The sequence below is a fragment of the Mesorhizobium opportunistum WSM2075 genome (assembly GCF_000176035.2).
Classification (GTDB): domain Bacteria; phylum Pseudomonadota; class Alphaproteobacteria; order Rhizobiales; family Rhizobiaceae; genus Mesorhizobium; species Mesorhizobium opportunistum.
Genome location: NC_015675.1, coordinates 3,583,955 through 3,601,042, shown reverse-complemented (window position 1 = coordinate 3,601,042; position 17,088 = coordinate 3,583,955). Strand labels below are relative to the sequence as shown.

Genomic DNA, 17,088 nt, shown 5'->3' with positions numbered 1-17,088 from the left:
TAGAGGCTGCGGTTCCGACCAATTCTGGTGATTTATGGCCGAACCACCCCTGAAAGGCGTCCGCGTCGTCGAACTCGCCCGCATCCTTGCCGGGCCCTGGGCCGGGCAGCTGCTTGCCGATCTCGGCGCCGATGTCATCAAGGTCGAAAGCCCCGATGGCGGCGACGACACCCGCAAATGGGGACCGCCCTTCGTCATGAGCCATGACGGCGAAAACCTGTCGGCTGCCTATTACCATTCCTGCAATCGCGGCAAGCGTTCGATCGCCGTCGACTTCTCGACACCGGAAGGTGCCGAGACAGTGCGCCGGCTGGTCGCCACCTCTGACGTGCTGATCGAGAACTTCAAGGTCGGCGGGCTCAGGAAATACGGGCTCGACTATGACAGCCTGCGCAAGACAAACCCGCGCCTCGTCTATTGCTCGATCACCGGCTTTGGCCAGGATGGGCCCTATGCGCCACGCGCCGGCTACGACTTCATCATTCAGGCCATGGCCGGCATGATGTCGATCACCGGTGAGGCCGGCCGCGAACCGCAAAAGGCCGGCGTCGCCATCTCCGATATCTTCACCGGCCTTTATTCCGTCATCGCCATCCAGGCAGCCCTGCGCCATGCTGAGCAAACCGGCGAAGGCCAGCACATCGACATGGCGCTGTTCGACACCCAGATCTCGGCGCTCGGCAACCAGAACCTCAACTATCTCGTCTCCGGCAAGTCGCCGGTGCAGATGGGCAACGCGCATATGAACATCGCCCCCTACGAGGTGGTGCCGGTCCGGGACGGCCACATCATCCTGGCGGTCGGCAATGACGGCCAGTTCGCCAAATTCTGTGCCGCCATCGGGTTGAACGAATTGCCGGCAAATCCGGATTTCGCCACCAATCCGGCGCGGGTCGCCAACCGGGTCAAGCTGCGCGAGCACATGATCGAGGCGCTGAAAAGCTGGGATCGAGACCCGCTGCTGGCCAAGCTGGAAGCGGCGAGCGTGCCGGCGAGCCCGATCAACACGATCGGCCAGATGTTCGCCGACCCGCAGACCATTGCGCGCGGCATGCGGCTCGACCTCGACGACGGCCACGGCAACCGCCTGCCTTCGGTGCGCGCGCCGATGGTGATGTCCGGCACACCGCTCGTCTATGAGCGCCCCTCGCCGCGCCTCGGCGAGCACACGCAAGAAATCCTTGCCGAACTGGAGAGGTCTGGGAAATGAAGACCGGCGGACAACTGATCGTCGACGCGCTCGAAGTCAACGGCACCGACCGCATCTATTGCGTGCCCGGCGAATCCTATCTCGCGGTGCTCGACGCGCTGCATGATTCCAAGATCCGCACCATCGTTTGCCGCCAGGAAGGCGGTGCGGCGATGATGGCCGACTGCCATGGCCGGTTGACTGGTAAGCCAGGCATCTGCTTCGTCACCCGCGGCCCCGGCGCCACCAATGCGTCGGCCGGCATCCACATCGCCATGCAGGATTCGATACCCCTCATCCTGTTCATCGGCCAGGTCGCCAGCCACGCCAAGGAGCGCGAGGCTTTTCAGGAGGTGGACTACAAGAGGTTCTTCGGCGATATCGCCAAATGGGTGGTCGAGATCGACGATGCCTCGCGCATCCCCGAATTCGTCACCCGCGCCTTCGCCGTGGCGACATCGGGCCGCCCCGGTCCCGTGGTCATCTCGCTGCCCGAGGACATGCTGACCAGCGTCGTCGAAGCGCCCATCGCCTTGCCGCACACGCCCGTTGAAACCCGGCCGGGGGAAGTCGAACTCGGTGCACTGGAAACACTGCTGGGCAAAGCCAAGCGTCCCTTCGTCATTCTCGGCGGAACGCGCTGGGACGCGGAGGCCGTGGCACGGATACGCGCGATCGCCGAAGCGTGGTCGCTGCCGGTCGGCTGCTCCTTCCGCCGCCAGATGCTGTTCGATCACCTGCATCCGAACTATGCCGGCGATGTCGGCATCGGCATCAACCCGAAACTGGCCACCGCCATCAAGCAAGCCGACCTCGTGCTGTTGATCGGCGGTCGCATGGGCGAGATGCCATCCTCCGACTACACGCTGCTGAAAAGCCCTTACCCCGACCAGACGCTGGTGCATGTCCATGCCGATGCCGGCGAACTCGGCCGCGTCTACCGGCCGACATTGGCGATCAACGCTTCGCCTTCTGCCTTCGTCGAAGCCTTTGCCAAGCGCAAGCCGGCTGCGGCGCCGAGCTGGGCCGATGAGACCGCCAAACTGCACGCCGCCTATCTCGACTGGTCGACACCGCCGGAGAGCGGCCCCGGCCCGGTCCAGATGGGGCCGATCATGAATTATCTGGAGAAGATGCTTCCCGACGACGCCATCCTCACCAATGGCGCCGGCAATTACGCGACCTGGGTGCATCGCTTCCACCGCTTCCGCCGCTTCGCCACTCAAGGTGCGCCGACATCGGGCTCGATGGGCTATGGCACGCCGGCCGCGGTCGCCGCCAAGGATCTGTTCCCGGACCGCACCGTCGTGGCCTTCGCCGGTGACGGCTGCTTCCTGATGAACGGGCAGGAATTCGCCACCGCGGTCCAGTACGACCTGCCGATCGTCGTCGTGGTCGTCAACAACGGCATCTACGGCACCATCCGCATGCATCAGGAGCGCGAATATCCCGGCCGGGTGGTCGCCACCGATCTCAAGAACCCCGACTTCGCAGCCTTGGCCCGCGCCTATGGCGGCCATGGCGAGACGGTGGAGAGGACGGCGGATTTTGCAGCCGCCTTCGAGCGTGCCCGCGCCAGCGGCAAGCCGGCCATCGTCGAAATCCGGCTCGATCCGGAGGCGATCACGCCGACCCGGACAATGACGCAGATCCGCGACAAGGGCTAAGGCGAAAGGCAGCCTGCTGCCTCTCGCCGACTACCCTACATCGCCTTTTCGATCTGGCCGCGGATCTCGCCGTCCGGGTTAGCCTTGGTGTGGACATTGACGTAATATTTGCCGGCCTCCAGATCGGCTGCCTGCGCATCGGTGAGCGTCGCCGACCCCTTGATCGGGCTCTTCAGCTTTTTGAATGGGATGACGGGGTCCGCATTCGCGCCCATCGCTGCCGGGCCATGAATGTGCGCGGCCGAAGCCGGTCCGCTGAGGCCGGAATATTTGACGTTCCAGCTAAGCTTTTTCTTGGTGGTGTCGAAGGTGAGGGTGGCGGTGCCTTTGCCCTTGGTGGTGACGGGCGGGCTCTGCTGGCTGCCGTCGAGCGTCGCCTTGTATTTCACCGTCTCGGCGAGAGCCGGGGACACGAACAGGAAAGCAGTCGAAACGGCCAGCGCCGAAAGCACTGGCAATAGGGAGTGTGTGCGCATGAAAAACCTCCGATGGGCTGTCGCATCCGTCGCGTCCCCCCGACGCGCGCATGCCGCAACTTGAACGGCTGGGCGGCGCAATGTATCCACGCACACGGTTTTGTGACCGCTCGCCACGAAAAAGGGGCGGTCGCCCGCCCCTTCTCAAACATGTGCAAGAGGCAGCTCGTGCCGCTTACTTGACCGCCTTGTCGGTGATCGCGGTCGTGTAGGCGCCGGTCGGCTCCTTGGTGATGATCTTCTGGTCGAGCAGCGCCTTGGCGGTGCGCTCGTAGGTCGCCGGATCGAGCTTGCCGTCGGCGTTATCGATCAGCTTGGCGACTTCGCTCATCATGCGCTTCTGGTGGTTCTCGTCCTGGCCGCCGCCGTCCATGACGATGCCTGCGGCTTCGTCATTGTTGTCGATGGCGTATTTCCAGCCCTTCATCGAGGCGCGCACGAAACGCACCATCTTGTCCTCGAAGGCAGGATCCTTGAGCTTGTCTTCCGAGGCATAGAGCCCGTCCTCGAGCAGGTCGTTGCCCATCGCCGAGTAGTTGAAGACGGTCAGCTGTTCCGGCTTGTAGCCGGCATCGATCAACTGCCAGTACTCGTTATAGGTCATGACTGAGATGCAGTCCGCCTGCTTCTGGATCAGCGGCTGGACGTCGAAACTCTGCTTGAGAACGGTGACGCCGTCGGGGCCGCCATCGGTCTTGAGGCCGAGCTTGTTCATCCAGGCGTAGAACGGATATTCGTTACCGAAGAACCAGACACCGAGCGTGTGGCCCTTGAAGTCGGCTTCGGTCTTGATCGGACCGTCCTTCGGGCAGACCAGCTCCATGCCTGCCTTCTTGAACGGCTGGGCGATGTTGACCAGCGGCACGCCCTTTTCGCGGGCGGCGAGCGCACCGCCCATCCAGTCGACGATGACGTCGGCGCCACCGCCGGCGATCACCTGCTCGGGAGCGATGTCGGGACCGCCTGGCTTGATGTCGACGTCGAGACCCTCGGCCTCATAGAAACCCTTGGCCTTGGCGACATAGTAGCCGGCAAACTGGGCCTGCGTGACCCATTTCAGCTGCAACGTCACCTTGTCGGCGGCCATTGCCTGGAACGCGGCGAGCGACATCGCGCCGGCCAGAACAGGAATAATCAGTCTTTTCATTTTTTTACCCTCTGAAGTTAGTGCCCTAAACCCACCGCCCCTATCCACCACGGACAGAGGGATGCCAAAACGTGACGGCTCTTTCGACAAGAGCGACCACGCCATAAAAGACCGAACCCGCAAGTGCTGCAACTGCGATTTCGGCCCAGACCATGTCGATGTTCATCCGCCCGACCTCGGTCGAGATGCGGAAGCCCATGCCGACGACAGGCGTGCCGAAGAACTCGGCGACGATGGCGCCGATCAGCGCCAGCGTCGAGTTGATCTTCAGCGCGTTGAAGATGAAAGGTGCTGCGGCCGGCAGCCTTAACTTGATGAGCGTCGGCCAATAGCCCGACGCATAGGTGCGCATCAGGTCGCGCTCCATATGGCCGGAAGCGGCAAGGCCGGCGACCGTGTTCACCAGCATCGGGAAGAAGGTCATGATGATGACGACAGCCGCCTTGGACTGCCAGTCGAAGCCGAACCACATCACCATGATGGGCGCCACGCCGATGATCGGCAGTGCCGACACCATGTTGCCGATCGGCAGCAGCCCGCGCCGCAGGAACGGCACCCGGTCGGCCAGGATCGCGGTGATGAAGCCGGCGCCGCTGCCGACGACGTAGCCGAAGATTACCGCCTTGAAGATGGTCTGCCGGACATCGGCGCCGAGTGTCGGCAGCGAGCCGGCGATGCGCGCGCCGATGGCGCTCGGCGGCGGCAACAGGATGAAGGGAATGCCGGCGCCACGCGTTACCGCTTCCCAGATGATCAGGATCCAGGCACCGAAGATGGCCGGAATGATCAGGCGGAGCGCGGTGCGGGCCCAATTTGCCATCGGGCGAAGCCCCGACAGCACCGCCACGCAACGCCAGCCAAGCAGCCAGGCTGCCGTGAGCAGCAGAAAGTACGGTGCCAGTGCCGAGCCTTCAAAACCTGCAATGCCTGAGATCAGCAACCAGGCGACGAGATGGGCACCGGCAAACAGGACGACGGCTTCCGCAAGCGACGGAATCCTGATCATCGAGATCAGCGCCGCCACTATGGCCAAGCCGAGCATCAAGCTCTTCGTTCCGAGGTAGGGATAATTGATGCTTGCGGTCGGGTCCGCAAGCGCTGCCGCTTCCGGCTTCGACATCGCGCCGAGCGCCACTGCGATCACGCACAGCACGATCGCCAGCACCGCTTGCCAGGATGGCTTCAGCCAGTTCATGCCGGCCTCCCGCCCATGGCGCGATCGACGAGGCGTCCGGCAATGCCGACCACCATGACCAGAAGTGCCGCCACGATCGAACCGGCAACCAGCGCCGACCAGATGTCGATCGACTGGCTGTAATAGGCGCCGGCGAGCAGCTTGGCGCCGATGCCCGCGACCGCACCGGTCGGCAGTTCGCCGACGATTGCGCCGACCAGGCTTGCCGCCACCGCCACCTTCATCGAGGTGAACAGGAACGGCACCGAGGCCGGCACGCGCAGTTTCCAGAAGGTCTGCGAGGCACTGGCATTGTAGGTGTGCATGAGGTCGAGATGCATGATCTCGGGCGAGCGCAGTCCCTTCACCATGCCCACCGTCACCGGGAAGAAGGACAGATAGGTCGAGATCATCGCCTTCGGGATTAGTCCGGTGATGCCGACCGCCGCCAGAACGACGATGATCATCGGCGCCACCGCCAGGATCGGAATCGTTTGCGAGGCGATGATCCACGGCATCAGGCTGCGGTCGAGCGTCGCCATATGCACGATGCCGACGGCGATGATGATGCCGAGCGCGGTGCCGAAGGCAAAGCCGAGCAGCGTCGAGGACAGCGTCACCCAGGCATTATAGACGAGGCTGCGGTTCGACGTGATGGGCCGCAGAAAAGTGTTTTCGAAGAAATTCACCGCCACCTGATGCGGCGCCGGCAGCGTCGGCTTCGGCTGCGCCAGCGTCTTGCCGATGAATTCGACGGTGCCGGGGGTTTGGTTGGCACGGCTATCGAGATCGCGCTGGAACGGCGCATTGAGGATGACGGCAAAGACGTACCAGAGCACGACCACGCCCAAGAGGATCGAGGTCACGGGGATGAGCTTGTCGCGGAAGGTGTCCATCTAGCGCTCCCCTTCTCCTCTCCCCGCCGGGGAGAGAGTGGCCGGAGCGAAGCGAAGGCCGGGCGCCTTTCTCTTCGTCATCCTAGGGCGAAGCAAGGAGCGAAGCGACGCGGCGCAGACCCTAGGATCCATGCCGCTACCTCTCCGCTCGGCGGCGGTGCGGAACATGGCCACCTGCGCCTCGCTCTGTTTGGCGAGTATTCTGAGCCGTTTGCACTTTTCGGCTAATGTCGCGGCACGGATCCTAGGGTCTGCGCAAGCCGCTTCGCGCTTGCTTCGCCCTAGGATGACGAAGGCGCGCTGGGCCGCTCGCTCTTCGGAGCCCTCAATCATCATAGCTGTGCCCTGCCCTCAAGCCATCGCGGACGCGCGCGGCAATCGCCAGGAATTCCGGCGTCTCGCGGATGTCGAGCGGCCGCTCCTTCGGCAGCGTCGATTCGATGATGTCGCTGACCCGGCCCGGTCGCGGCGACATGACGACGATCCGTGTCGACAGGTAGACGGCTTCAGGAATGGAGTGGGTGACGAAGCAGATGGTCTTGTCGGTGCGCGCCCATAGCTCCAGCAATTGCTCGTTGAGGTGGTCGCGCACGATCTCGTCCAGCGCGCCGAACGGCTCGTCCATCAAGAGCAGGTCGGCGTCGAAGGCCAGCGCGCGGGCGATCGAGGCGCGCTGCTGCATGCCGCCGGACAGCTGCCAGGGATATTTCTTCTCGAAACCCGCGAGGTTGACGAGGTCGAGCGTGCGCTTGATCCGTTCGCCCTGCTCGGCCTTGGACAGACCCATGATCTCGAGCGGCAGCGCGACGTTGCGCTCGATGGTGCGCCAGGGAAACAGGGCGGCGGCCTGGAAGACGTAGCCATAGGCGCGTTTCTCGCGCGCCTGTTCTGCTGTCATGCCGTTGACCGAGATCGTTCCCGAGGTCGGCTTCTCCAGGTCCGCGATGACGCGCAGCAAGGTGGTCTTGCCGCAGCCCGACGGCCCGATGAAGGAGACGAACTCGCCCTTGCCGATGGTCAGGTCGACATTGGACAGCGCCTGGACTGGTCCGTCATTGGTCTGGAACGTGAGGCCAAGTTTGCTTGCCGCGACGACGGCTGGCGAAATCCCTGTCATCGGCCGCGGCCTGCCTGTTCCCGCCACAGGGGCGCCGGCCGGATTCCGATTGCTTTTATCGCGATGTTGTTTTCCACTCGCCCTGTCCCATTGGCCCTGTTTCGCTCAATCGACGCCCGGAGTTTCCCCGATGTCGCCCAAACCCACTTGTCATCTTATCCGCCCTGAAAGCACTTATGAAGGCAAGCAGGGTTTGACCTATTTCGCCGGTATTGCAACGGAGTCGGTAGGCTCCTCCGGCATCTGCATGCATGTGCTCACCATGCCGCCCGGCGCTCGCGCCAAGGCCCATCTGCACGAGAACCATGAAACGGCGATCTACGTGCTCTCCGGCGAGGTCCATACCTGGTACGGCGACAGGCTCGAACATCACATCGTCGCCAAGGCCGGCGACCTCTTCTACATCCCGCCCGGCGTGCCGCATCTTCCGGCCAATCTGAGCAACGCGCCGTCTTCGGCGGTCATTGCCCGCACCGATCCCAATGAACAGGAAAGCGTCGTCCTGCTGCCGGAACTGGATGCGCTGGTCGCCTGAGGTCGACGGGATCGCCGTCATTTGCACCGCGCGACTTCCCCCATCAAATTGCCGTCCTCATCGGCGACCGTCAGCTTCTTGGCGTTCTTGGCGCTGCGCTTGATGGTGAATTTGGTCGGCTCCTGCCCCTCTTCGCCTTCCGCCTCACATGTCGCGGTCACCACGAGCGATCCGTCAGCCAGCGTTTGCGTCTTCGTGAACGTGCAGGCGCTGGCGGCGGTGATCAATTCCTTGTCGGTCAAAAGCAGCATCTGATCGGCGGCGACTTCCTGGCCGTTGCGGTTGATGCAGCCATATTTGTCGCCATAGGGTTTCGACAGGTCGATGCCTGCCGCGAAAGCCTGGCCAGCAGCCAGAACGGCAATCACTGCAACAGACAGACCAGAACCACGCATGCCCGTTCCCCCATTGCCCAAAGTTAAGAACATGATTGCAGCGGCCCCAGTTCCTCAAGGCCAGGGATGGTGACGAAGAAGCCAGCCTCTCCCTTGTTGGTGACCAGGATTGTTTCGACCGTCGTCCCCGCCTCACCCTCGGCGGAACAGGTCGAACGCAACGATTGCGTGCCGAGCGCCGACGTCAATTGCTGGTCGAACCGGCAACCACTGCCATAGGTCTCGATGCCTTCCGCGGTCAGCAGGATATAGATATCGCTGTCCTGGTAGCCGGCCTTTACGCCGGCACAGCCGACATCGTTGCCCCAGGAGCCAGGCAGCACGCCGGCCGCGCTTGCCGGACCACCGGCAACAGCCGCCAAGACCACCGAGATCAGCGCGGCCGAACGCGCCAAGCTCAGACCCCCGTCGCCGGGATGCCTGACCGTTCCACCTTGCGCGGCGCGGTGATGTCCTTCCACGTCGACAGCGCGCGGTTGACCGCCGCGTTGGGCTCACGGCCGACGAATTGGCCATGGCCGGGCTTGGCCTTGACCTCGGCCTCCTCGATCGACAGTTCGCCGCGCGAGAACACGAAGCGCGGCAGGCCGGTCGCCTCGACGCCTTCGAACACGTTGTAGTCGATGACGGACTGCTGCTTCTTCGAGGAAATCGTCTTTTTGCGCTTCGGATCCCAGACGACGATGTCGGCATCCGCGCCTTCGACGATGGCGCCCTTCCTCGGGTACATGTTGAGGATCTTGGCGATGTTGGTCGAGGTCACCGCGACGAACTCGTTCATCGTCAGCCGCCCGGTGTTGACGCCCTTGGTCCACAGCACCGGCATGCGATCCTCGAGGCCGCCGGTGCCGTTCGGAATCTTGGTGAAATCGCCGACGCCGTTGCGTTTCTGCTTGGTGGTGAAAGCGCAATGGTCGGTCGCCACCACTTGCAGTGAGCCTGCCTGCAGGCCGGCCCACAGCGAATCCTGGTGCAGTTTGTTGCGGAAGGGCGGGCTCATCACGCGGCGCGCCGCATGGTCCCAGTCCTTGTTGAAATACTCGCTCTCGTCCAGCGTCAGGTGCTGGATCAGCGGTTCGCCGAACACCCGCATGCCCTTCTGGCGCGCCCGGCGGATGGCCTCGTGGCTCTGCTCGCACGAGACATGCACGACGTAAAGCGGCACGCCGGCCATGTCGGCGATCATGATGGCACGGTTGGTCGCCTCGCCTTCCACTTCCGGCGGACGCGAATAGGCGTGACCCTCGGGGCCATTGTTGCCGGCAGCCAGCAGCTTCTGCGAAAGGGCCGCGACCACATCGCCATTCTCGGCGTGCACCAGCGGCAGCGCGCCGAGGTCGGCGCAACGCTGGAACGACGCGTACATCTCATCGTCATCCACCATCAGCGCGCCCTTGTAGGCCATGAAGTGCTTGAACGAGGTGATGCCCTTGTCGACGACGGTTGCCATTTCGTCGAACACCTGCTTGCTCCACCAGGTGACCGCCATGTGGAAGGAGTAGTCGCAGGACGCTTTCGAGGTCTTGTTGTCCCACATCTGCAGGGCTTCGAGCAGCGATTGCTGCGGCGCCGGCAGGCAGAAATCGACCACCATGGTGGTCCCGCCGGCAAGGGCGGCCCGCGTGCCGGATTCGAAATCGTCGGCCGAATAGGTGCCCATGAACGGCATTTCGAGATGGGTGTGCGGATCGATGCCGCCCGGCATGATGTAGCAGCCGGTGGCGTCATACTCGTGGTCGCCATGCAGATCCGAGCCGATGGCGACGATCTTGCCGTGGCTGAACAGCACGTCGGCCTTCCAGGTGCGGTCGGCGGTGACGACGGTGCCGTTCTTGATGACTTTGGTCATTTTCTTGTTCCCTTGTTCTCTTCGCGCTTCTTTGCGAGCGGCGTTTGGAAGGTAAATCTCTAAAGCTCACTCCACGATGACAGCCGTCTCCACCACCGCATGGAACAGCACGTCGGCACCCGCCGAGGCCCATTCCTTGGTGATCTCCTCGGCCTCGTTGTGGCTCAACCCATCAACGCAGGGGCACATCACCATGGCGGTCGGAGCGACGCGGTTGATCCAGCAGGCGTCGTGGCCGGCGCCGGAGACGATGTTGCGGTGCGTATAGCCGAGCCGGTCGGCGGCATCGCGGATTGCCTTGACGCAGCCGGCATCGAAGGTCACCGGATCGAAATGGCCGACCTGCTCGATCTTGTACTGGATGTCGAGCGCATCGCAGATCGTCTCGATGCCTTCGCGGATACGGCCATCCATGGCGTCGAGCACTTCCTTCTCCGGCGAGCGGACATCGATGGTGAAAACGGTGCGTCCGGCGATGATGTTGCGCGAATTGGGATAGACTTCCATATGGCCGACCGCGCCGACGGCGTCGGGCTGGTAGTCCATGGCGATCTCGTGCACCAGTTCGATCACCCGGGCCATGCCGAGCCCGGCATTGCGGCGCTTGGGCATCGGCGTCGAGCCGGTATGCGCCTCCTTGCCGGTCAGCGTCACCTGCAGCCATTTCAGCCCCTGACCGTGGGTGACGACGCCGATGTCGATATCCTCGTCTTCGAGGATCGGGCCTTGCTCGATATGCAATTCGAAAAAGGCGTGGATCTTGCGATCGCCAACCTTCTCCGAACCCTTCCAGCCGATGCGCTCCAGCTCCTCGCCGAATTTCTTGCCGTTCTTGTCCGTGTGCTCGTAGACGTCGGCCTGGTCGAGCACGCCGGCGAACACGCCGGATGCCATCATCGCCGGCGCGAAGCGAGCGCCTTCCTCGTTGGTCCAGTTGGTGACGACGATCGGATGTTTGGTCTTGATGCCGAGATCGTTGAGCGAACGCACGATCTCCAGGCCGCCGAGCACGCCGAGCACGCCGTCATACTTGCCACCGGTCGGCTGCGTGTCGAGATGGCTGCCGACATAGACCGGCGGCAGGCTGGGGTCGGTGCCTTCGCGGCGGGCAAACATCGTGCCCATCTCGTCGACGCCCATGTCGAGCCCGGCCGCATCGCACCAGCGCTTGAACAGGTGCCGGCCCTCGCCGTCCTCGTCGGTCACGGTCTGGCGATTATTGCCGCCGGCAATGCCGGGACCGATCTTCGCCATCTCCATGATCGAATCCCACAAACGGTCTGAATTGATTCGCAGATTCTCGCCGGGTGCGGCCATGCTCTAAAACCCTATCGATTGCGGGGCGCCAACGTCCCCCTCCCCCTCGAGGGGAGGGTGGCCGCGAAGCGGTCGGGTGGGGTCGCCTGACATAGACTCGACCTTCCCCTTGACCACCTGCGCGACATGCCACGCGCTATTTATGACATCGGGCTCGTCAACACGGAAGACATCAAAGCCGAGCGAACGCAGAGACGCATCACGAACGGCATCGTGGCGTTTGCCCTTCTCATGCTCGTGCATATCACCGTCGACCTCCACGATCAGCTTTACCCCGAGGCAAGCAAAGTCGACGATATAGGGGCCGATCGGGCACTGGCGGCGAAACTTGATGCCAGCCGCTTTCAGCTCGCGCAGCTCGTACCACAACAGCGATTCGCCCTTGGTCGCGTGAACTCGAAGCGCACGCGCTTTCTGGCGCATTTCGAAGCTCACGCGGGTACGGGGCATCAGAGGCAGCCTCGCGGCAAAAGATCAGGTCGGCGCCCGGTCGCACGGACCCCACCCGACCGCTTCGCGGCCACCCCACCCTCGAGGGGGAGGGATATCCGCGCCCAGATCTTCAATCTATCGACCTCAGCACTTCGCGCACATGGTCGATCAGTTCGTTGATCTGGCCCTTGGTGATGATCAGCGGCGGCGACAGTGCGATGATATCGCCGGTGGTGCGGATCAGCGCGCCGCGCTCGAACGCCTTGACGAAGGCCGAGAAGGCCCGCTTGGTCGGGCTGCCGGCGATGGGCGCCAATTCGATCGCGCCGATCAGGCCGATATTCCTGATGTCGATGACATGCGGCTCGCCCTTCAGCGAATGCAGCGCATCTTCCCAATAGGGTGCCAGTTCCTCGCCGCGGGTCAGCAGCCCCTCTTCCTTGTAGGTGTCGAGCGTGCCGAGTGCGGCGGCGCAGGCGACCGGATTGCCCGAATAGGTGTAGCCGTGGAAGAACTCGATCATGTGCTCCGGGCCGGTCATGAAGGCGTCGTGGATTTCCTTCTTCACGAACACCGCGCCCATCGGGATGACGCCGTTGGAGACGCCCTTGGCAGTGGTCATGATGTCGGGCGTGACGCCGAAATAATCGGCGGCGAACGGCGCGCCGAGACGGCCGAAACCGGTGATGACCTCGTCGAAGATCAACAGGATGCCGTGCTTGGTGCAGATTTCGCGAAGCTTCTCGAGGTAGCCCTTGGGCGGCAGGATGACGCCGGTGGAACCGGCAACCGGCTCGACGATGACGGCGGCGATGGTCGAAGCGTCATGCAGCGTAACGATGCGCTCCAGTTCGTTGGCGAGCTCCGCGCCATATTCCGGCACACCCTTCGAGAAGGCGTTCTTCTCCGGCAAATGGGTGTGCGGCATGTGGTCGACGCCACCGAGCAGCGTGCCGAACATCTTGCGGTTGGTGACGATCCCGCCGACCGAAATGCCGCCGAAATTGACGCCGTGATAGCCGCGTTCGCGGCCGATCAGGCGGGTGCGCGAGCCCTCGCCCTTCACCCGGTGATAGGCGATCGCCATTTTCAGCGCGGTCTCGACCGATTCCGAACCGGAATTGGTGAAGAACACATGATCCATGCCCTTGGGCGCGATGTCGACGAGCCGGTTGGCCAGTTCGAACACGATCGGATGGCCCATCTGGAAGGCCGGCGCATAATCGAGCTCGGCGGCCTGATGCTGGATCGCCTCGGTGATCTTCGGCCGGCAGTGGCCGGCATTGACGCACCAGAGGCCCGCGGTGCCGTCCAGCACCTTGCGGCCATCGCTGGTCGTATAGTGCATGTCCTTGGCGGACACGAACATGCGTGGCGCCTGCTTGAACTGCCGGTTTGCCGTGAACGGCATCCAGAATGCGCTGAGATCGTTCGGCGTGACTTTCAGCCGGTTGGACATGACCAAGACTTCCCCTTGTAACCTGTTTCGGTGCGTCCAACGCTTGGTCTTTGCCGCGCTTTCGTGCTACGCAAATTTTTGACCGATTGGACAAACGTTAGCACCGCCCTGTCGGCGGTCAAGGGATTACTAGCGGAAATGCGGCTCCTGAAGTGCGTTCCACAGCCTAGGGAAAAACTGGTCCAGAGAATTGGTCCAGATGACCCTGAACACGAGGTGTTGCAACGGTGAACACCGGCACGGAAGCCCCTCGCCGCACCCGCATACAGCAGGAAAAGCGCGAACTTATCCTCGAGGCAGCCCTCGAGGTGTTCTCCACCAACGGTTTCCGTGGCTCGACCATCGACCAGATCGCTGAAGCCGCGGGCATGTCGAAGCCCAACCTGCTCTATTATTTCCGCCGCAAGGAAGACATTCACGAGACGCTGATGCAGCGCCTGCTCGACACATGGCTGGCGCCGCTCAGGGAACTCGACGACATCGGCGATCCGATGACGGAACTCAGGAGCTACATCAGGCGCAAACTGGAGATGGCGCGCGATTTTCCGCGCGAGAGCCGGCTATTCGCCAACGAGATCCTGCAAGGCGCGCCGCGCATCATGCCGCTGCTGGCCGGCGAGCTGAAGACGCTGGTCGACGAGAAGGCCGCCGTCATCAAGGGCTGGATGCGCGCCGGCAAGATCGCCAGGACCGATCCCTGGCACCTGATTTTCTCGATCTGGGCAACCACGCAGCACTACGCCGATTTCGACGTCCAGGTCCGTGCCGTGCTCGGCCCGAACCGTGGCGGCGACGGCCGCTTCGAGGATGCGGCGAGGTTCCTGGAGCAATTGTTTCTCGAAGGACTGAAGCCGAAGGGCTGACCTCGGCCTCGCCGCGACCGCTCAGGCGCTGCGCCGCTCCGCCGGCAGCGCGTCCAGCAATGTCTGCAGCTTGGCGACCGAGTTCTGCTCGGCGAGCGGCGTGTAGACGACCAGCCGCATGTCGGAACCATCGTCGATCGACAGGCTCATATGCTCGAAGGCCATCGCGCCGGCCGTGGGGTGCCGGACGTGCTTCAGGCCGGTCAGCCTTCGCGCCACGTCCCGCCGAGGCCACCAGTCGCGGAACTCCGGGCTCGATCGCATCATCAGCGCGATCAGCCGATCGAAGTCCGGGTCGCCGACATATTTGGCGCTTTCGGCGCGAAACGATGCGAGCACCACGCGGGCAAGCTCCTCCCAGTCGACCAGCAAGCGGCGGTGGTGTGGATTTGTGAACACCATATGGACGATGTTGCGGGCATCTCCCTCGAGCAGACCATAATCGCCGAATACCGCGACCGCCGCCGGGTTCCAGGCAAGCACGTCCCAGCGCCGGCCGACGACATAGGCGGGTTGCAGGACAAGGCTCTGCAGCATGTGCAGCAAGGCGGCATCGACCTTTTCCGGTGCGGCCACGCGGCGCTCCGGCTGTTGGCGGCCGGCAAGGATGAACAGATGGCGCTTCTCGATGGCGTCGAGGCGCAACGCCTCGCTCAGCGCGGTCAGCACCTCGACCGAGGGCCTGACGTCCCTGCCCTGTTCCAGCCAGGTGTACCAGGTCGTGCCGACGCCGGCGATCATCGCCACCTCCTCGCGACGCAGGCCCGGCGTGCGACGCCTGAGGCCCGTGGCGATGCCCGTTGCCGACGGCGTCAGCCTTTCTCGGCGCGAACGCAGGAAGGCGCCAAGCTCGCGCCGGCGGCTGTCTTCAGCGGAATGTAAGGGAGCATCCATGCACTTATTATAGCAGTATTGATACCAGGATAAAGTTTGAACTGTTTGAGATCCGCCCGATGTCCCATCTTGCGACGGGAGCAGCAGACAGGAGGCTCCAAACATGGACCTGCCAAACATGGATCTGAAAGATAAGACTATCCTCATCACCGGCTCGACCGACGGCGTCGGCCGCGTCGTCGCGCAAAGGCTGGGCGGGGCCGGCGCCCGCATACTGGTGCACGGCCGCGATGCTGGGCGTGGCAAGGCAACGGTCGCCGACATCGAAGCCGCTGGCGGCAAGGCCGAGTTTTTCGCCGCCGACCTCGCCTCGCTGGCGCAGGTTCGCCGCCTCGCCGAGGCCGTGCGTGCCCGAACAGACCGGCTCGACATCCTCATCAACAATGCCGGCGTCGGTACGGCCGGCGCCAAACGGCAGATCAGCGCCGACGGCCATGAACTGCGTTTCGCGGTCAATTATCTCGCCGGCTTCCTGCTGACCTCGGAGCTTCTGCCACTGCTGAAGGCGAGTGCTCCAGCGCGCATCGTCAATGTCGCCTCCGCCGGCCAACAGGCGATCGACTTCGGCGATGTCATGCTGACCCATGGCTATAGCGGCGTGCGCGCCTATTGCCAGAGCAAACTGGCGCAGATCCTGTTCACCGTCGATCTGGCCGAGCAGTTGAAGGGCACCGGGGTTACCGTCAACGCCCTGCATCCGGCGAGCTACATGAACACCACCATGGTCCGGCAGGCAGGGGTCACACCATGGAGCTCGGTCGAGACCGGCGCCGACGCCATCGTCAATCTCGCCACCTCGCCAGCACTCGAAGGCCGCAGCGGCCTCTATTTCGATGGCCTGCGAGAAGCGCGCGCCGACGCCCAGGCCTACGACGCCGGAGCACGACAACAATTGCGAAGCCTCAGCCTCGACCTTGTCGGCCAGGCTTCCACAAAATCGAAGGAACAGCATTCATGAGCGACAGAACTGAACACACAGTCATTATCGGCGGCTCATCCGGCATCGGCCTGGCAACGGCGCGAAAACTGCTTGGCCCGGGCATGAAGGTGACCATCACCGGGCGCAACCAGGATAAGCTCAACGGCGCCTGGAAGAGCCTTGGCGGCGCCGCCGACAAGGCAGCATTCGATGCCTCAAAGCCGGACGAGGTCCGCCAATTCTTCGAGCGCCTCGGCCCGTTCGACCACCTCGTTCTGGCGGCGAGCGGCGGCAAAGGCCTTGGCCCGTTCCACGCCCTCGACCTTGCCGACATCGGCAGCGGCGTCGAGGAGAAGGTGCGGCCGCAATTGTCCTGCCTGCAGGCCGCCTTGCCGACGCTGAACAAATCGGGCTCCGTCACCTTCATCTCTGCGGTCTCGGCCCAGCTCGCCACGCCTGGTGTCGCTGGCATCGGCGCCATCAATGGCATGCTGTTGACCGTAGCACCCATCCTGGCCGTCGAGCTGAAGCCGCTGCGCGTCAATGTCGTGGCGCCGGGCGTCATCGACACGCCCTGGTGGGATTTTCTGCCGGACGAGCAGCGGCAGGCGGTCTTTGCCGAATATGCCGGCAAGACGCCGGTCGGCAGGATCGGCCGTGCCGACGACGTTGCCTCGGCGATAGCCTTCCTCGTCTCCAACGGCTTCATGACCGGCCAGGTGCTGACCTGCGACGGCGGGCTGCGGTTCGCGGCCTAGC

18 protein-coding genes are annotated in these 17,088 nt (G+C 63.6%); 6 read left to right on the top strand and 12 right to left on the bottom strand.

What is annotated here, in order from left to right; translation table 11 throughout:
- Nucleotides 1–34: 34 nt before the first annotated feature.
- Both MESOP_RS17290 and MESOP_RS17285 read left to right on the top strand, forming a co-directional pair.
- Nucleotides 35–1,210, top strand: coding sequence for a CaiB/BaiF CoA transferase family protein (locus MESOP_RS17290; RefSeq protein WP_013894626.1), 1,176 nt, complete (start codon nucleotides 35–37; stop codon nucleotides 1,208–1,210).
- Nucleotides 1,207–2,856 (top strand): thiamine pyrophosphate-binding protein, encoded by a 1,650-nt coding sequence (locus tag MESOP_RS17285; protein WP_013894625.1) that lies wholly within the window; start codon nucleotides 1,207–1,209, stop codon nucleotides 2,854–2,856. Before MESOP_RS17290 ends, MESOP_RS17285 begins: the two co-directional genes overlap by 4 nt.
- Before the next feature lie 35 nt (nucleotides 2,857–2,891).
- Here the strand turns inward: MESOP_RS17285 and MESOP_RS17280 are convergent, their stop codons facing one another.
- The 5 genes from MESOP_RS17280 to MESOP_RS17255 all read right to left on the bottom strand — a co-directional run bounded on the left by MESOP_RS17280 (nucleotide 2,892) and on the right by MESOP_RS17255 (nucleotide 7,666).
- Nucleotides 2,892–3,332, bottom strand: a complete 441-nt coding sequence (locus MESOP_RS17280; protein WP_013894624.1) for a CHRD domain-containing protein — start codon at nucleotides 3,330–3,332, stop codon at nucleotides 2,892–2,894.
- Nucleotides 3,333–3,507: 175 nt separating this feature from the next.
- Nucleotides 3,508–4,479, bottom strand: coding sequence for an ABC transporter substrate-binding protein (locus MESOP_RS17275; protein WP_013894623.1), 972 nt, complete (start codon nucleotides 4,477–4,479; stop codon nucleotides 3,508–3,510).
- A gap of 40 nt (nucleotides 4,480–4,519) precedes the next feature.
- Complete coding sequence (locus MESOP_RS17270; protein WP_013894622.1) at nucleotides 4,520–5,674, bottom strand: ABC transporter permease; 1,155 nt, start codon at nucleotides 5,672–5,674, stop codon at nucleotides 4,520–4,522.
- On the bottom strand, nucleotides 5,671–6,549 hold the full coding sequence (locus tag MESOP_RS17265) for an ABC transporter permease (protein WP_013894621.1): 879 nt from the start codon (nucleotides 6,547–6,549) through the stop codon (nucleotides 5,671–5,673). Before MESOP_RS17265 ends, MESOP_RS17270 begins: the two co-directional genes overlap by 4 nt.
- Nucleotides 6,550–6,874: 325 nt before the next feature.
- Entirely contained in the window at nucleotides 6,875–7,666 is a 792-nt protein-coding gene (locus tag MESOP_RS17255; protein WP_013894619.1) for an ABC transporter ATP-binding protein, read from the bottom strand.
- 130 nt (nucleotides 7,667–7,796) lie between these two features.
- Between MESOP_RS17255 and MESOP_RS17250 the strand changes: the two genes are divergently transcribed.
- Complete coding sequence (locus tag MESOP_RS17250) at nucleotides 7,797–8,201, top strand: cupin domain-containing protein (RefSeq protein WP_013894618.1); 405 nt, start codon at nucleotides 7,797–7,799, stop codon at nucleotides 8,199–8,201.
- A 17-nt stretch (nucleotides 8,202–8,218) separates the two neighbouring features.
- On the opposite strand, the gene MESOP_RS17245 is transcribed toward MESOP_RS17250, so the two are convergent.
- The 6 genes from MESOP_RS17245 to aptA all read right to left on the bottom strand — a co-directional run bounded on the left by MESOP_RS17245 (nucleotide 8,219) and on the right by aptA (nucleotide 13,653).
- A complete protein-coding gene (locus MESOP_RS17245) occupies nucleotides 8,219–8,596 on the bottom strand; it encodes a hypothetical protein (RefSeq protein WP_013894617.1) in 378 nt (125 codons plus the stop codon).
- Between the two features lie 23 nt (nucleotides 8,597–8,619).
- Nucleotides 8,620–8,991, bottom strand: a complete 372-nt coding sequence (locus tag MESOP_RS17240) for a hypothetical protein (protein WP_013894616.1) — start codon at nucleotides 8,989–8,991, stop codon at nucleotides 8,620–8,622.
- A gap of 2 nt (nucleotides 8,992–8,993) precedes the next feature.
- Nucleotides 8,994–10,445 carry a dihydropyrimidinase gene (gene hydA / locus MESOP_RS17235; RefSeq protein ID WP_013894615.1) on the bottom strand — a complete coding sequence of 484 codons (1,452 nt, stop codon included), beginning with the start codon at nucleotides 10,443–10,445 and terminating at the stop codon, nucleotides 8,994–8,996.
- A gap of 66 nt (nucleotides 10,446–10,511) precedes the next feature.
- The gene (locus tag MESOP_RS17230; RefSeq protein ID WP_013894614.1) at nucleotides 10,512–11,762 is read right to left on the bottom strand and encodes a Zn-dependent hydrolase; all 1,251 of its coding nucleotides are present in this window, start codon (nucleotides 11,760–11,762) and stop codon (nucleotides 10,512–10,514) included.
- 3 nt (nucleotides 11,763–11,765) lie between these two features.
- Nucleotides 11,766–12,212, bottom strand: coding sequence for an endonuclease domain-containing protein (locus MESOP_RS17225; protein WP_013894613.1), 447 nt, complete (start codon nucleotides 12,210–12,212; stop codon nucleotides 11,766–11,768).
- 112 nt (nucleotides 12,213–12,324) lie between these two features.
- On the bottom strand, nucleotides 12,325–13,653 hold the full coding sequence (gene aptA, locus MESOP_RS17220; RefSeq protein WP_013894612.1) for an omega-aminotransferase AptA: 1,329 nt from the start codon (nucleotides 13,651–13,653) through the stop codon (nucleotides 12,325–12,327).
- A 227-nt stretch (nucleotides 13,654–13,880) separates the two neighbouring features.
- Here aptA and MESOP_RS17215 point away from each other — a divergent pair, with 227 nt between their 5' ends.
- Nucleotides 13,881–14,516, top strand: coding sequence for a TetR family transcriptional regulator C-terminal domain-containing protein (locus MESOP_RS17215; RefSeq protein ID WP_013894611.1), 636 nt, complete (start codon nucleotides 13,881–13,883; stop codon nucleotides 14,514–14,516).
- 21 nt (nucleotides 14,517–14,537) lie between these two features.
- Here the strand turns inward: MESOP_RS17215 and MESOP_RS17210 are convergent, their stop codons facing one another.
- Nucleotides 14,538–15,410 (bottom strand): helix-turn-helix transcriptional regulator, encoded by an 873-nt coding sequence (locus tag MESOP_RS17210; protein ID WP_013894610.1) that lies wholly within the window; start codon nucleotides 15,408–15,410, stop codon nucleotides 14,538–14,540.
- A 118-nt stretch (nucleotides 15,411–15,528) separates the two neighbouring features.
- Here MESOP_RS17210 and MESOP_RS17205 point away from each other — a divergent pair, with 118 nt between their 5' ends.
- The gene (locus tag MESOP_RS17205) at nucleotides 15,529–16,368 is read left to right on the top strand and encodes an SDR family oxidoreductase (protein WP_041164767.1); all 840 of its coding nucleotides are present in this window, start codon (nucleotides 15,529–15,531) and stop codon (nucleotides 16,366–16,368) included.
- Nucleotides 16,365–17,087, top strand: coding sequence for an SDR family oxidoreductase (locus MESOP_RS17200; RefSeq protein WP_013894608.1), 723 nt, complete (start codon nucleotides 16,365–16,367; stop codon nucleotides 17,085–17,087). The genes MESOP_RS17205 and MESOP_RS17200 overlap by 4 nt, the downstream gene beginning before the upstream one ends.
- The last annotated feature ends 1 nt before the right edge of the window (nucleotide 17,088 follow it).